The 11,918-nt window shown below is 72.3% G+C and carries 26 protein-coding genes; all 26 read right to left on the bottom strand.

Annotation, left to right across the window (positions count from 1 at the left end; genetic code table 11):
• Positions 1 to 19: 19 nt before the first annotated feature.
• Complete coding sequence (locus tag AB0469_RS31745; protein ID WP_366454922.1) at positions 20 to 589, bottom strand: hypothetical protein; 570 nt, start codon at positions 587 to 589, stop codon at positions 20 to 22.
• Positions 586 to 744 carry a hypothetical protein gene (locus AB0469_RS31740; protein WP_366454921.1) on the bottom strand — a complete coding sequence of 53 codons (159 nt, stop codon included), beginning with the start codon at positions 742 to 744 and terminating at the stop codon, positions 586 to 588. The genes AB0469_RS31745 and AB0469_RS31740 overlap by 4 nt, the downstream gene beginning before the upstream one ends.
• Complete coding sequence (locus tag AB0469_RS31735; protein WP_366454920.1) at positions 741 to 974, bottom strand: hypothetical protein; 234 nt, start codon at positions 972 to 974, stop codon at positions 741 to 743. Before AB0469_RS31735 ends, AB0469_RS31740 begins: the two co-directional genes overlap by 4 nt.
• Positions 971 to 1,147: a hypothetical protein gene (locus tag AB0469_RS31730; protein WP_366454919.1), complete on the bottom strand. Its 177-nt coding sequence runs from the start codon at positions 1,145 to 1,147 to the stop codon at positions 971 to 973. Before AB0469_RS31730 ends, AB0469_RS31735 begins: the two co-directional genes overlap by 4 nt.
• A complete protein-coding gene (locus tag AB0469_RS31725; protein ID WP_366454918.1) occupies positions 1,144 to 1,431 on the bottom strand; it encodes a hypothetical protein in 288 nt (95 codons plus the stop codon). Before AB0469_RS31725 ends, AB0469_RS31730 begins: the two co-directional genes overlap by 4 nt.
• Positions 1,428 to 1,673 (bottom strand): hypothetical protein, encoded by a 246-nt coding sequence (locus AB0469_RS31720; protein ID WP_366454917.1) that lies wholly within the window; start codon positions 1,671 to 1,673, stop codon positions 1,428 to 1,430. Before AB0469_RS31720 ends, AB0469_RS31725 begins: the two co-directional genes overlap by 4 nt.
• On the bottom strand, positions 1,670 to 2,266 hold the full coding sequence (locus tag AB0469_RS31715) for a hypothetical protein (protein ID WP_366454916.1): 597 nt from the start codon (positions 2,264 to 2,266) through the stop codon (positions 1,670 to 1,672). Before AB0469_RS31715 ends, AB0469_RS31720 begins: the two co-directional genes overlap by 4 nt.
• A 74-nt stretch (positions 2,267 to 2,340) precedes the next feature.
• Positions 2,341 to 2,664 (bottom strand): hypothetical protein, encoded by a 324-nt coding sequence (locus tag AB0469_RS31710; protein ID WP_366454915.1) that lies wholly within the window; start codon positions 2,662 to 2,664, stop codon positions 2,341 to 2,343.
• A gap of 109 nt (positions 2,665 to 2,773) precedes the next feature.
• On the bottom strand, positions 2,774 to 3,538 hold the full coding sequence (locus AB0469_RS31705) for a site-specific DNA-methyltransferase (protein WP_366454914.1): 765 nt from the start codon (positions 3,536 to 3,538) through the stop codon (positions 2,774 to 2,776).
• Positions 3,539 to 3,547: 9 nt separating this feature from the next.
• Positions 3,548 to 4,216 (bottom strand): hypothetical protein, encoded by a 669-nt coding sequence (locus AB0469_RS31700; protein WP_366454913.1) that lies wholly within the window; start codon positions 4,214 to 4,216, stop codon positions 3,548 to 3,550.
• Positions 4,216 to 5,202: a hypothetical protein gene (locus AB0469_RS31695; protein WP_366454912.1), complete on the bottom strand. Its 987-nt coding sequence runs from the start codon at positions 5,200 to 5,202 to the stop codon at positions 4,216 to 4,218. The genes AB0469_RS31700 and AB0469_RS31695 overlap by 1 nt, the downstream gene beginning before the upstream one ends.
• Before the next feature lie 101 nt (positions 5,203 to 5,303).
• Positions 5,304 to 5,540 carry a hypothetical protein gene (locus AB0469_RS31690; RefSeq protein WP_366454911.1) on the bottom strand — a complete coding sequence of 79 codons (237 nt, stop codon included), beginning with the start codon at positions 5,538 to 5,540 and terminating at the stop codon, positions 5,304 to 5,306.
• Positions 5,537 to 5,842, bottom strand: coding sequence for a hypothetical protein (locus tag AB0469_RS31685; RefSeq protein WP_366454910.1), 306 nt, complete (start codon positions 5,840 to 5,842; stop codon positions 5,537 to 5,539). Before AB0469_RS31685 ends, AB0469_RS31690 begins: the two co-directional genes overlap by 4 nt.
• Positions 5,839 to 6,060, bottom strand: a complete 222-nt coding sequence (locus tag AB0469_RS31680; RefSeq protein ID WP_366454909.1) for a WhiB family transcriptional regulator — start codon at positions 6,058 to 6,060, stop codon at positions 5,839 to 5,841. The genes AB0469_RS31685 and AB0469_RS31680 overlap by 4 nt, the downstream gene beginning before the upstream one ends.
• Positions 6,057 to 6,491: a hypothetical protein gene (locus AB0469_RS31675; RefSeq protein ID WP_366454908.1), complete on the bottom strand. Its 435-nt coding sequence runs from the start codon at positions 6,489 to 6,491 to the stop codon at positions 6,057 to 6,059. Before AB0469_RS31675 ends, AB0469_RS31680 begins: the two co-directional genes overlap by 4 nt.
• On the bottom strand, positions 6,488 to 7,114 hold the full coding sequence (locus AB0469_RS31670) for a hypothetical protein (protein WP_366454907.1): 627 nt from the start codon (positions 7,112 to 7,114) through the stop codon (positions 6,488 to 6,490). The genes AB0469_RS31675 and AB0469_RS31670 overlap by 4 nt, the downstream gene beginning before the upstream one ends.
• A complete protein-coding gene (locus tag AB0469_RS31665; RefSeq protein WP_366454906.1) occupies positions 7,111 to 7,440 on the bottom strand; it encodes a hypothetical protein in 330 nt (109 codons plus the stop codon). Before AB0469_RS31665 ends, AB0469_RS31670 begins: the two co-directional genes overlap by 4 nt.
• Positions 7,440 to 8,186, bottom strand: coding sequence for an exonuclease domain-containing protein (locus tag AB0469_RS31660; protein ID WP_366454904.1), 747 nt, complete (start codon positions 8,184 to 8,186; stop codon positions 7,440 to 7,442). The genes AB0469_RS31665 and AB0469_RS31660 overlap by 1 nt, the downstream gene beginning before the upstream one ends.
• A complete protein-coding gene (locus AB0469_RS31655; RefSeq protein WP_366454903.1) occupies positions 8,183 to 8,962 on the bottom strand; it encodes an ERF family protein in 780 nt (259 codons plus the stop codon). The genes AB0469_RS31660 and AB0469_RS31655 overlap by 4 nt, the downstream gene beginning before the upstream one ends.
• Positions 8,959 to 10,005, bottom strand: coding sequence for a lambda-exonuclease family protein (locus AB0469_RS31650; protein ID WP_366454902.1), 1,047 nt, complete (start codon positions 10,003 to 10,005; stop codon positions 8,959 to 8,961). The genes AB0469_RS31655 and AB0469_RS31650 overlap by 4 nt, the downstream gene beginning before the upstream one ends.
• Positions 10,002 to 10,229: a hypothetical protein gene (locus AB0469_RS31645; RefSeq protein WP_366454901.1), complete on the bottom strand. Its 228-nt coding sequence runs from the start codon at positions 10,227 to 10,229 to the stop codon at positions 10,002 to 10,004. Before AB0469_RS31645 ends, AB0469_RS31650 begins: the two co-directional genes overlap by 4 nt.
• Positions 10,226 to 10,477: a hypothetical protein gene (locus tag AB0469_RS31640; RefSeq protein ID WP_366454900.1), complete on the bottom strand. Its 252-nt coding sequence runs from the start codon at positions 10,475 to 10,477 to the stop codon at positions 10,226 to 10,228. The genes AB0469_RS31645 and AB0469_RS31640 overlap by 4 nt, the downstream gene beginning before the upstream one ends.
• A complete protein-coding gene (locus AB0469_RS31635) occupies positions 10,474 to 10,869 on the bottom strand; it encodes a hypothetical protein (protein ID WP_366454898.1) in 396 nt (131 codons plus the stop codon). The genes AB0469_RS31640 and AB0469_RS31635 overlap by 4 nt, the downstream gene beginning before the upstream one ends.
• On the bottom strand, positions 10,866 to 11,042 hold the full coding sequence (locus AB0469_RS31630; protein ID WP_366454897.1) for a hypothetical protein: 177 nt from the start codon (positions 11,040 to 11,042) through the stop codon (positions 10,866 to 10,868). The genes AB0469_RS31635 and AB0469_RS31630 overlap by 4 nt, the downstream gene beginning before the upstream one ends.
• Positions 11,035 to 11,424, bottom strand: a complete 390-nt coding sequence (locus AB0469_RS31625; RefSeq protein ID WP_366454896.1) for a hypothetical protein — start codon at positions 11,422 to 11,424, stop codon at positions 11,035 to 11,037. The genes AB0469_RS31630 and AB0469_RS31625 overlap by 8 nt, the downstream gene beginning before the upstream one ends.
• On the bottom strand, positions 11,421 to 11,867 hold the full coding sequence (locus AB0469_RS31620; RefSeq protein WP_366454895.1) for a hypothetical protein: 447 nt from the start codon (positions 11,865 to 11,867) through the stop codon (positions 11,421 to 11,423). Before AB0469_RS31620 ends, AB0469_RS31625 begins: the two co-directional genes overlap by 4 nt.
• Positions 11,868 to 11,918: the final 51 nt, after the last annotated feature.

Below are 11,918 nucleotides of genomic sequence, written 5' to 3'. Positions count from 1 at the left end.
ATCAGCAGGTGCCAGGTGCTCACTGGGCGGGCTCCTTGGGCTCGGTGAGGCCGCGGACGGCGGCTCGGTAGCGGCGGGCCTTGGCGATGGTGGCCTCGTCCCAGCCGTGCATCTCGGCTGTCTCCTCCAACGCGCCGTGCGTGCAGGAGCCGTCATGCACGGTCTCCTCGCAGTCCCAGCCGAGGATCACGGCGTACAACCAGGCGTCGACGGGGTAGGGCTGCCAGTCGCGGGAGCTGGTGGCGAGGAGCCGGCCGAAGCCGTCGAAGATGAGGGCCAGGGTGGCGCGGTCCTCTTTCGCCTCCTCCAGTTCCATGACCTTGGCGTTGAACGCGGTGCACGCCTTGTCGCGTTCGGCCTCTGCTTGCTCGGCACGGGCGAGGGCGTTCTCCAGGTCTGGGACGATGAACTGCACGTGCCGCTTGTTGCCAGCGGCCACGGCTTCCAGGGTCTCGATGCGGGCGTACAGCTCGTCGAGGGCGTCGTCGGTGATCGTGTCGGCGGTGTGCCGGCCGCCGTTGGGGTGCTGTTCGCGGGCGGCGACTGCGCGGCGTGCGGCGCCGATCGGGCCGGGCGGGTAGTCGGTCACCGGGGGCTCCTGGGGTGGCTGGTGAGGTGCCAGGCGAGGCAGTGCGGGCACGGGTAGAGGGCGATCTCGCTGCGGCCCCGGGCGCGGAGGTTTCGGAGGTTCCGGCGGGCGGCGCCTTGGGTGCGGTAGGTGAACTTGCCGGTGGGGCAGGTCACTGGTCGCTCCCGTCGGCCTCCAGGACGTAGCCGCTGCGCCGGGGCTGGCCGGTCTTCGTTGTCGGGGTGGCGTGGAGGCTTCGGAGCGAGATGGTGCGGGGCCGCAGGCCGGTGAGGGGGTCGCACACCCAGGCGAAGTCGAGGCCCTCGGGGCAGGACACGATGAGGATGCGCCGGCCTTCGTCGAGGGGGTTGGCGGCGCGGTAGGTCTGGCGGGCCTTGATGGTCATCGGTGTTCTCCGTGACGGTCGTTGCGGACCCAGGAAGGGCCCTGAGGGCGGCTGTGGCGGGCGTTGCGGGTGTGGCTGGCCTGGTTCTCGCCGTGGCGAATGAGACGGCCGCAGAGGAGCGCGACGGGGATCGAGATGAGCAGCCAGACGCCGAGCGAGTACAGGAAGATCACGGCTGCTCCTCGGTGAGCCTGCGGATGCGGGGCGCGGGGCTGCGCGGCGGCTGCGGTTCGTTGCGGGTCCGCCAGGCGTGGACGGTCGCGCGGGGGCGGGTGGCGAGGAGGACGGCGATCTCAACGGCGAAGACGGGCTGAGCCGCCCACCAGCGCCACGACGAGCGGGGCGCCCGGCGGCGGTCGATCTGCAACCAGGCCCAGTCGGAGGCGCGGGGGGCGGGCCGGGCCCGGCCGGCGAGGTAGCCGACCGAGACCGCGGCGACGAGGAGGAGGGCCGTCACTGGGAGCCCCGTCCGTCGCGGCGAACGATCTCCTTGATCATGGCCTGCGTCGCCTCGGCGTCCACGAACGTCAGCTGTACAGTCACCGGCCCCGGGGCGGACGCGGCGGCGAGCTGCCGCAGTCGGGCGAGGGCGGCGTCGTCCTCGTCGGTGAACTCGTCGCCGCGTACGGCCATGTGGTCGGCGGCGAGGTCGAGGGCGAAGCGGAGGAACTGGCGCTCGGCGGTGGTGAGGGGGCTCATGCTCCGGCCTCCTCGTCAGCGTCGCTCATGGCGTTGAGCAGCGCCTTGACCGTGATCTGGTGGTAGCCCGGACGGCCGGAAGCGAGGCGCTCGACGGCGGCGAGGCGGCGATGAGCGCGGCGCGCGGCTTCTTGGTACGGCTCGGTCTCGTCGGTGATGGGCGCACCCGCCGGCTCGCTGCCGGGCGGGTCGATGCCCAGCGCGTGCAGGACCGCGGCGAGCACGGTCCCCGGGTCGGCGCCGTCCTCGGCCGCGCCCTCGATCGCATGCCAGGCACGGTCGTGCTCCAGCTCGGTCAGGGTCCGACGCCGGTCGGGGCGGACACCAGACAGGGCGGCGGCGCGCATCGCGGGCGAGTCGCCCGGAAACCGGCAGGGCCGGTGGTACGCGGCGGTGTAGGCCGCCTGGCGGGCCATATCGCGGATGCCCGCAACGACCTCCTCGACGCGGTCGAGCGGCACGTCGATCGTGGCGGCGTCCGTGGTGCTGTCCTGCATGGCGATCAAAGCGACGGCCGGGGTGCTGTCGGCGAGGAGGGCAGGCTCGATCGCGAGCCTGTCGCCGTCGGGATCGGTGTACTCAAAGCGGCTCACAGCGTGGCCCTTTCGGGGTGATGGATGCTGGTGGGGTCGGTCGCCCCGCACCCGCGGGGCGGCCGGCGGGTGGGTCAGATGCGGTCGGGGTGCGAGGCGATGTCCTCGTCAGCCATGGCGCGTAGGCACGCGGCCTCCAGTTCCTCCTCGGGCTGGGCCTCCGCCGCCTCCTCCCGTGACGCGGCGGCGATCACCTGGAGCTGTGCGAGCAGCCTTTCCAGGTCCGTCAGCGGCAGCCCGGACCCGTTCGGGTCGGTGCGGAAGTAGATGCCGGGCGTCCCGTCGTCGAAGACGGCCGTGCTGATGAGGAGCCGGTCGCCGTCGGGGTCGGTGTGGGTGAAGCGGCTGGGGTGGGGGATGACGCCGGTCGGGGTGAGGGCGATGTGGATGTCGGGCATGAGGGCTTCTCCTTGCGCGCGAGAGGGCGGGAACCGGGTCAGGCCGGACTGGTCAGTCCTGGTTGTCGATGCGGTGCTATTCGGGGTTGGCACCAGCGATGTGCGCCGGTCAGACGGGCAGTGCGAGTTGAGACAGGCGTGTCGCCGCCGCGGCGCAGTAGGCCTCGTTGGCTTCGATGCCGATTGCGCGGCGTCTGGCCCGTCTGGCGGCATCAAGGGTGCTGCCGCTACCGGCGAACGGGTCGACGACGAGGCCGCCGGGCGGGCAGGCGTACCGGATGAGGAGGTCCAGGACGGGGAGGGGCTTTTCTGTGGGGTGGAGGCGGCCGCGTGCGCTGGGGCCGTGGAGGACGGAGAGGGCGTAGCGGGTGCCGTCGTCGGTCCAGGTGCCAGCGGGCCGATGGGTGTATGTGTCTCCACGCCCGCCTCGTTTGCGTGTGGCCGGAGACTGGAGCGGCTTGCCGCTAGGAAGTCGGGGCGTCTTGTGGTGGATGTCGCGCCAGGACCCGCGGTACCAGTGGATGGCGTGTTCGTGTGCACGCCGGAATCGGTCGGAGGTGATGCCGGTTCCGTGAGGTTTGGCCCAGATGACGTCTTGGGACATGCGCCAGCCGGCGTCCGTGAACTCGGTGTGGTGGTCGAGGTAGGTGCGGAAGGTGCCGAAGGCCCACATGGAGGAGGTGATGGTGGCGGCGATGTTCGTCCAACTGGTCGGCCAGGTGTCCCAGGGCATGGAGCCGGTCTTGGACATGACGCCGTAGGGCGGGTCGGTGACGATGCAGTTGGCCTGCACGCCAAGCGCGGGGAGGAGTTCGCGCATGTCGCCGTGGTAGAGGCTGACGGTGCCGTCGTCGTAGTAGGGGGTGGCGGGCATGGGGCTCCTTCAGGCGGCGTTGGGGTGGCTGTGGCGGGCGGCGTCTACACGTGAGGGGTGGGGGGCCCGGCCGCCCTGCCGCTTGCTTTCGGGGTCGCGGCCGGGGGTGACTCGGCGGCCGCGGCAGGCCTGGTTGATGGCGGCTCCGCACCAGGGGCAGGCCACGGCGAGGGGGTCGAGTTGGCCGGCGCGGATGAGGCGTTCACGGGCGGCGCGGACCGGGCGGTACGAGGCGAGGGCGTCCCGGGCGTGGTCCGGGATGTACCGGCCGATCTGCTGGAGCCGCTCCTGGACCTCGTCGGGGGCGGCGGTGAGTTCGCGGGCCTCGACGGGGGCGGTGTGTCCGTGCGCGACGGCCCGGCGGCGGGCGGCGAGCTGGGTCCGGTAGGCCTGTTCGTCGTCGGGGTCGACGCCGAGGGGCTCTGGGTCGGCGTCGCGGTTCATGCGGTCGCGGACGATCGCCGCCCACCGGGTCGCGATATCCGCGGGGAGGACCGGCCACACCTTCTCCGCGTAGTGCTGCTGCGCGGCGCGGATGGCGAAGTCGTACGGGACGTCGGCGAGGATGCCGGCCCACATGAGGATCTGGGCGCGCCGCTCGACTTTGTCGTCCCGCTTCACGCGGGGGTCGGCGAGGGCGATCTGGGCGATCAGCTCGGGGATCTGCTCGGGTTCCATCAGGCGCCTCCGGTCTTTCGCTGGCGGAGCTCGTCGGCGATGGCCGCCATGTCTTCGAGGTACTCGGACGTCTTGCTCGGGCCGCCGACGGCGCGGAGGTTGGGACGGCCGTCGGGTGTGGGCTCGGGGGTGGGAACGGCGTGCCAGCTGTCGTAGAAGAACCGCGACGAGATGACGGGTGTCCGGGCGGACTGCCAGCCCCGCCGGGCCTGTTCGACCATCAGCGGGATGCCGAGCCGACGGATGTCGTTGTGGATGCGGATCAAGTCGTCGCCCTTGAACTTCCACGGCACGTGCATGCCGGCCTGGCCCATGGCGCTGATGAGCGGCTGGAGCCAGGCGGGTGCTCCCGCTACCGCCGCCTCGCCTGCATCACGGACGGCGGGGAGACGGTCGCTGGCGTGCGGGGGGTAGGGGGGAGGTTCCTCCGCAGGAGGAACCTCGGATTGGAGTGGATGGGATTGGACACCCGTAGCACCCTGGAGGGTGTCACGCTGTGACGCGCCGTCCTGACCTGCGGGTTCATCCCTAAACAGGGGTTCATTTTCGTGCGAGTTCGGCGCGGAACTCGGCGCATTCTCACGCGAGTTTGCGCCGAGATTCGCGTCGGAATCACTCGCGTTTCGCTCGTCGCGCGCCCGGTCGCGGCCCTTCTGCTGCCGCTTCCGGCCGTTCTCGCGGGCCGCCTCGATCTGCTTCCTCGACCGGTTGTAGTCGAGGTAGTCGTGCATGACGTATCCGCCGTCCATCGGCTGCTCGCACTTTTCGCAGCCGTGGCCGACCGGATGGAGCATGCCGACCGTGACGAGCTTCCGCACCGTGGCGGGTGTCCCGTAGTCGCGGACGACGTCGGCGTCGAGCTGGCCCTCGGTGAGGTGCCGGGCGGAGTAGGAGCCCAGGCGGCAGAACAGGCCCGCCGCGGCGTTGCCGGCCTTGCGCACCTTCGGGTGCGTGTCGAACCCGTCGTCCACGTTGAACCAGGGCATCTCGGGTGATCTCCGTTCGGTGGAGCAGGGGGTGGGTCTGGCGCCCGCCCGCGGCGTCGAACCGCGGGCGCCGGCCGGGATCCAGGCGGGCTGTGGGAGGGCTAGGGCTGGATCGCGTCGTTCCGGTAGGCGGCAGCAACGCGGGCGGCCTGCTGCTGGAGCGCGTCCTCGGCGCACACCTTGTCGGCGGGGCGGCCATCGTCGTCACGGAGGAAGGTGGGGCGCTGGCAGTACCGGCAGGGCGCCTGGGTGCGGGCCCAGTGGGATTTGTCGGACCAGTCCAGGACGCCGGAGGCGGGGAGCGCGGTGGGGGTCCGGCGCGGACGGCGGCCGCTCACCCGAACAGCCCGAGCTGTTGCGGGGGCTCCGGCGGGTGGCAGGAGCGGCAGGTGCACTGGGCCCGGCATGTCGGGCCTGTGGTCCAGACGCCGGCGCGCGGGGGCCAGGCGAGCCCGGGCCCGTAGAGGCTCTTCTCGCGGTCCTCCAGGTAGCCGCCGCACTGGTAGTGGCTGCCGACCTGGCACGCCGCGCAGGGGCGACGGGCGTCGCACGGGCACGGGCCGCCAGCTCGCGGGCCGACGAGTTCTGCGGACTGGACGAGGACGGTGTCGCGGATCCAGGCCGCGGCCGCCGCGTTCACGCCGCCTCCTCGTGGCGGCGGAGCGCGAGGCGTTCCCTTTCGGACAGGCCGCCCCAGATCCCGAACCGTTCGCGGCGGGCAAGGGCGGCCTCCAGGCACTCGTCGCGGACCTCGCAGGCCATGCAGACCGTTCGCGCCGCCCGGGTGGTTCCGCCCTTCTCGGGGAAGAACTCCTCAGGGTCGGTCTCGGCACACAGAGCTTGGCTTTCCCAGGTCACTTGGCACCTCCGAACAGGGCCGCGTACACGGCGTCGGTCCGGTCACGGCCGGCCTGGTCGTCCACGTGGTCGGGCGCGACGCAGTGGGGGTAGCCGCAAACCGGGCGGACCGCACCGACGGGGCGCCGGCCGTACCGGGCGACGAACGCTGCCCGGTAGGCCGTGACCCGGATTCCGTTGAAGCGGAAGACGGGACAGCTGCGGCTGAACGTCCCCAGCCACTCCCAGTGGCCGCCCGCGACCTCCCGCGCACGGTCGCGCAAGCCCTTCTCCAAGCTCTCCTGGGGGCGCTGGCCGCCCCGGCACTTGGGGATCCCCATCGCGGCGCGCGCGGCCGAGATCCGGACGTGGTTGACGCCGGCCTGCTTCTCGATCTGCCGGTCGGTGAGGCCGTCGCGGAGCATCTCGGCGATGTCGGCTCGGATCTTCATCGGGACACCGCCTTGTCGAACCCGGACCAGTCGCAGCCGTCCAGCGCCCGGGAGTGCGTGGCGGGTACCTCGGCGAGCGGGTGCCCGAGGTGGGCGTAGCCCATGGCGAGGAGGACGTAGGCGTCAGCCTCGTCGTACCGGCACGGGCCCTCGGTGTGGATGCCGTACCGCTCCTCGACCGCCGACCGGACGAGCCCCTTGAGCGCGGGGCCCTTGAGCCGGACACCGTGCTCGTCCTTGTGGACGGTGCTGCCGGTGGCGTAGGTGATGCGCTTGCTGGGCGTGATGACGGCGTAGGGGATGCGCCGCTTCCACAGGTCGTGGCGGACCATCCACCGCATCGCGGCGAGGACGTCGGCGCCCCGGGTGTCGCCGCGGGAGAATGCGGCGCCCTCGATGACGACGTAGTCCGCGCTGCGGTAGAACTCGGCGAGTCTGTCGAGTTGGTAGGAAAGGCGGGCGTGCCGGCTCGGGCTGGTGCACCGCACGTGGTCGGTCCAGCCGTCGCCAGCGACTCCGGAGGCGCTGAGGGCCACGTCGAGGCCGATGACGAGCGGGCGGTTGGTGCCCGCGGCCGGGAGGGTGAGCGGCATCCCGGTCGCGGGGGTCACGGTGAGGCTCACGCGGTCACCTGCCGGGCGGCCTTGGCCAGGTCGTACGCCTCGCGGGCCGCGCCCTCGTTCGCGGCCTGGAGGATGTCGAGCTGCTCGGCGAGCTGCCGGCGCGCGTCCTCGGACTGGCGGAGCTGGCGGAAGATGACGGTCTCACCGGCGGTGAGCGGGCGGGTGATCAGCTCGCGGTGGCGCTCGGACAGGCTCCGCACGACCTCGCGGGCGGCGTCCCGCTCAGCGGTCACGTCGGTGAGCTCCCGCTCCAGGCGGAGGATGTCGGCACGCTGCTCGGCGGTCTGCTGCTGGAGGGCGCGGTATCGGCGTCCGGATACGGGCATCACAGGTCTCCGTCCTGCTGGTGGGGGATGAGGGGCCAAGAGCCGTCGATGACCTTGTGGGGGTCGCCGCCCTGCTCCGGAGTGGCCTTCGTGCGGAACCAGTCCTGCAAGCCGGCCTGCTGCTCGGCTCGCCATGAGCGCTGCGCGGCGAACAGCTGCTCCGGGCCCATCTCGTTCAAGTGCGGGTACCGCTCGAACTGGGCCTCGGCGATCAGGAGCGCGGCGAGGGCGTCGGCTTCGGCGGTGTGCCAGTCGGTGAGCTCGACCCCGTACCGCTCGCAGGTGGGCTTCAGCTTCCGCATGCCAGAGCCCTTGACGTACCGGTCGACCTGCTTGTCGATGACGTGCGGGTCCACCAGGCCGGGTATCAAGCCCTCGGGCAGGCGCTCGGCGAGCAGCTTCAGCCCGTGCCGCTCCAAGTCCCGGGCGAGGATTGTCCAGTCGAACGACAGGTTGAAGGCGACCACCGGCATGCCGTAGGCCAGGGCCCGGGCGAGGTGGTCCGCGATGTCGTCGAGAGCTTCGGCCGGCGCGGCGCCGGTGGCGGCCGTCGCGTCGTCAATCCCGTGCACCTCGGTGGCCTCGGCCGGGATCGGGATCCCCGGGTTGATCAGCCAGGACACGGCCCGGTCGGGGAGGCCGCCGCCGCGGGCGATGAGAGCGGCGGTGACGATGCGGTCCTCGGCCGGGTTGGGGCCGGTGGTCTCGGTGTCGAACGCGAGTCGGCGGGCGTCAGCGAACTTCACTGCGCACCCCCGGCGGCGCGCTCCTTGCCGATGCGGACGACCATCTCGCCGATCGGCTCCTCGTCGCCCACCTCGTTGGTAACGAGCGTCCCGAGCTGGTTGGTCTGCCGCAGCTCGTAGTGGATCTGACGCAGGCGCCCGGTGCTGGTACCCGGGTTGCACACCTCGTCCAGGTACGACAGCGCCGAACGGACCGGCGCCTCCCCCCGCTCGACGTTGCTGGAATCCGGGTCGGCGTCGTCGGTCGGCACGAGACCGCCGAGCAACAGGAGGGACCGCAGGGACGTGGACAGCGCCTTCGCGGTTCCCTTGTCGGCCGAGTCCATCGACTCACCCACGGACTGCACTTCGAGGAAGTCGCCAGCGGGGCCCACGATCCGGTACGTCACCGTGACGGTGCACTCACGGGAGTTCTTTCCCGTGGACGTCTTCACGTCCCGGTACGCGGCCTCGGTGCGCACCGGGAGGACGAGTACCCCGTGCAGGCGGCAGGCCGGACCGAAGGCGTTGAGGGCGGCGTCGACGCCACGGAACTGGTAGCTGCCGGTGGTGTTGGGCTTGCCGTACCAGCCGTTTTTGGCGATTCCCCGGACCGTGCCCATGACGCGGGACCAGGCGGTCCACACCGGCACTCGCTCCGGGCCCTCCGGGCCCGGCTCGGGGATGTCCGGGTCGGCCAGCGGCGCCGGGACGTGGGCGCTTTCGGCGGCCGCCGGTGCGGCTGCGGATTCGGTGCGGCCTGCGGCGGCTGCGGCGCGCTCTTCGAGCGTGCTCATGCGCTGTACTCCTCACGGACGGGGCGGGGGATGTTCAGGCGGGTCGTCGGCCGGTCCTCGACGCAGTCGGCGTAGGCGTCCGGCCAGCGCTCGGCGAGGCGGGCCACGTCGCAGTGCTGCCGGGCGCCGGTGTCGAGGCTGTAGACGACGCGGTCGAGGACGGTCGCCGTGTCGGCGTCGCCGAGGGCGCCGACCATGCGGGCCTGGGCGTCCTTCTTCCTGCGCCGGGCTGCCGTCAGATCGGCGTGCGCGGCGAGGTAATCGGCCAGGGCGTCCTGGGCGTCGCCGTCGCGGGTGACGTCCACGACCCCGGCCCGGGACGGGTGGAGCTGCTCGTACAGGTCGAGGAGGACGTCCGGGTCGGCGTCGGCGGCGAGGACCGGCGGCCGCCGGGTGGTGATCTGTTTCCAGGCCCGGGCGCCGGCCGCCCGCAGGTCGGCAACGAGCTGGGCGTGGTCGGCCGTGCGGATCACGTACTGCCGGTAGTCGTTGCCACCGATCAGGCACGCGACGTGCATGTGCTCGTAGCCGCAGGTGTCGGCCTGCCACAGCGTCTGGGCGAGGACGTCGTCCGGGACGCCACGCCGCCACTGGTCCGCCTTCATCCGGTCGCGGCACTTGATCTCGACGGCGCAGCGTTCCGCGGCGTCGGCCAGGGGGCACTGCATGACGCGCCGGTCCAGGGTGCACATCTGCCAGGGCCGGTCCACGTTCGCGACGAGCCCGACCCGGCGGACAACGGAGCGGTTGCGGCGGGCCCACTCGCGGGCGACGGTTTCCTCCATGAGCCGCCCCCAAAGGGCCGGTTCCGAGTCGTCGCCTTCCAGCGGGAGTCCGCCGGTCTTGTCGTGGTAGACGGAGAGGGCGTTGCCGTAGCGGCTGATGCCGAGGACGGCGGCCATGTCGGAGGATCCGAGGCCGGAGCGGCGGGCGGTGAGCCAGTCGGTGCGGTCGGCGTCGGCGGAGAGGATGAGTCGGCCGGTGGGGGTGACCCGGCGGCCGGCGGCCGGGGCCGAAGCCCCGGCCAGCACGGTGTCGGTCATCGGGCACCGCCGATCGCCCGCAGCCACCAGCGGCGGTCGTCCGTCGGCCCCGTCGCGTAGATCAACCCCAGACGCTCCAGTGTCTTCAGGTCGGCGCGGGCCGTCGTCCGGCACGGCTCCAGACCCTGGGCCAGGTAGAACTTGCAGACCTGGCCGGTACGGATCGGTCCCGGCTGCTCGGTGAACCGGCGGCGGAGCAGCGCCCGCCGGTCGCTGGCGGTCATCGGGACCCCCCGACGAAGCGCACGACGAGAGCCGTGCCGTTGTCGACCATCTCGACCGTCGCCTCGTACGAGCCAGCCGGGTGGTAGGCCGAGTTGGTCAGGCGCGGCCTCCGGACAAGGCGGGCCATCCCGACGGCCGTGTAACGGCTCGGGTAGACCTGCACCGTCCGCCACTCGCCGGGCATGGCTCGGAGCTGGTCAGCGACCACCGCGTGGTCGACCCGGGTACGTTTCATCTGAACGCTCACGACGCCCTCCGGTCCTGCCGCCGAGGAAGCGCGACGGGCCGGGCGACGGCCGCCGGGTTGAACCGGCCGAGGGTCTCGATCACCGCGTCCAGCTCCGCTCGCAGCCGCAGCGCGGCCGCCAGGTCGATACGGACCTCGGCGTCGTCCATCGCCGCCGCGTCCTCGACGGCCCCGATCAGGTGGTCCAGCTCGCCCTCCCTCGGCGAGGCCACGGCCTCGGCGAGCGCGTCGAGCTGAAGGAGGATGTCCTCGCGGGCTTCGTCGTCGCCCCACGTCGCGACGAGGGATACGAGGGTGTCGCGGCGGATCTGGTCGGCGCGGAGGATCCCGGCCAGCCACATCGTGTCGGGCCTGATCGAGAGGCCGGGCTCCCGGCTCGGGTTGGTGCTCACTGGCCCTCCTTGCGGGCGAGGCGGCGGCGCATCTGCATGCGGGCGAGGATCTGGCGGTCGGTCGGGGACTCCCAGGCGTGCCAGCCGGCGGGCTGCTTCCAGCGCCGGGCGTGTTCGCCCCTGGGGATGCCGCAGTGCCGGCAGCCGGACGGGGTGATCGGGAGGTCAGCCACGGGGCACCTCCGGCAGCTCACGGCCGAGCCGGTAGTCGTGGTGGAGCGGGGAGTCGTACGGGTCCTCGGTGGGCCGGATCCCGCCGCGCGCCACCTTGGAAGCCATGCGCTCCAGCACCTCGGCCTGAACGGCGTGCTCCCGGTTGCGCGTCGACCGGTACTCGCGCGCCTTCTTGTACAGCCACGCGGAGACCTCCGCGTAGCGGTCAGCTTCCAGCTGCGCGACCCGGGCCCGCAGCCGGGCCAGCTCGGCCGCCGACTCCGGCGACTGGAGCAGCCCCGCCGCCTCCAGGTCGTACGCCAACTCCGCCGGCGTCGCCGCGCCCCGTTCCATCGCCGCGTGCAGTGCACCGGCCGCCGCCCGCACCTGGTGCGCGTTCACGCGGCACGCTCCGGGGCCGTCGCCACCAGCTCCAGGAACGCCACCGCACTGGCCGTGTCCACGCCGTCGGACCACTCCTCGACGTGCAGCTCCAGGGACAGCACGTCCCGCCACACCGGCCCCCCGTCGATCGACAAGGCCAGGAACCCGACGGCCTGATCAGCGAGCGTGCTCATGCGCTGCGGGGACCCGGTCGCCGCGTAACGGATCGCGCCGACCACGGACATCGGACGGGAGTAGAGGGGGACCTCCAGGGCTCCGTGGTTGAGGGCGTCGGCCACGTAGTCCTCGTGGTGCAGACCCACCCGGGCGATCGTCCGCGCCGCCGACAGGAGCACCTGCTCGACCGTCGTGGGCTCGGGACTCGGCCGGTGGGGAAGGGCGACCAGGACCGTACGGCGGGCGCCGTGCGGCAGGTCGGTCGGGCTAGGCTTGTGAATCACGGTGTACCTCGATCTCTGGGTGTGAGGTGTGCCGAGGGGCTTGTCCGGATG

Origin of the sequence: Streptomyces sp. NPDC093801, assembly GCF_040701585.1 — a bacterium.
GTDB lineage: Bacteria > Actinomycetota > Actinomycetes > Streptomycetales > Streptomycetaceae > Streptomyces.
Note: the sequence above shows the minus strand (reverse complement) of the source record. Positions and strands in the feature narration are given on the sequence as shown.

Excerpts from the sequence above, each read along its gene's own strand:
- AB0469_RS31735 (WP_366454920.1), bottom strand. The coding sequence starts at position 974 with ATGACCATCAAGGCCCGCCAGACCTACCGCGCCGCCAACCCCCTCGAC.
- AB0469_RS31720 (WP_366454917.1), bottom strand. The coding sequence starts at position 1,673 with ATGAGCCCCCTCACCACCGCCGAGCGCCAGTTCCTCCGCTTCGCCCTC.
- AB0469_RS31710 (WP_366454915.1), bottom strand. The coding sequence starts at position 2,664 with ATGCCCGACATCCACATCGCCCTCACCCCGACCGGCGTCATCCCCCAC.
- AB0469_RS31705 (WP_366454914.1), bottom strand. The coding sequence starts at position 3,538 with ATGCCCGCCACCCCCTACTACGACGACGGCACCGTCAGCCTCTACCAC.
- AB0469_RS31700 (WP_366454913.1), bottom strand. The coding sequence starts at position 4,216 with ATGGAACCCGAGCAGATCCCCGAGCTGATCGCCCAGATCGCCCTCGCC.
- AB0469_RS31695 (WP_366454912.1), bottom strand. The coding sequence starts at position 5,202 with ATGCCCTGGTTCAACGTGGACGACGGGTTCGACACGCACCCGAAGGTG.
- AB0469_RS31675 (WP_366454908.1), bottom strand. The coding sequence starts at position 6,491 with ATGAAGATCCGAGCCGACATCGCCGAGATGCTCCGCGACGGCCTCACC.
- AB0469_RS31665 (WP_366454906.1), bottom strand. The coding sequence starts at position 7,440 with ATGCCCGTATCCGGACGCCGATACCGCGCCCTCCAGCAGCAGACCGCC.
- AB0469_RS31655 (WP_366454903.1), bottom strand. The coding sequence starts at position 8,962 with ATGAGCACGCTCGAAGAGCGCGCCGCAGCCGCCGCAGGCCGCACCGAA.
- AB0469_RS31650 (WP_366454902.1), bottom strand. The coding sequence starts at position 10,005 with ATGACCGACACCGTGCTGGCCGGGGCTTCGGCCCCGGCCGCCGGCCGC.
- AB0469_RS31645 (WP_366454901.1), bottom strand. The coding sequence starts at position 10,229 with ATGACCGCCAGCGACCGGCGGGCGCTGCTCCGCCGCCGGTTCACCGAG.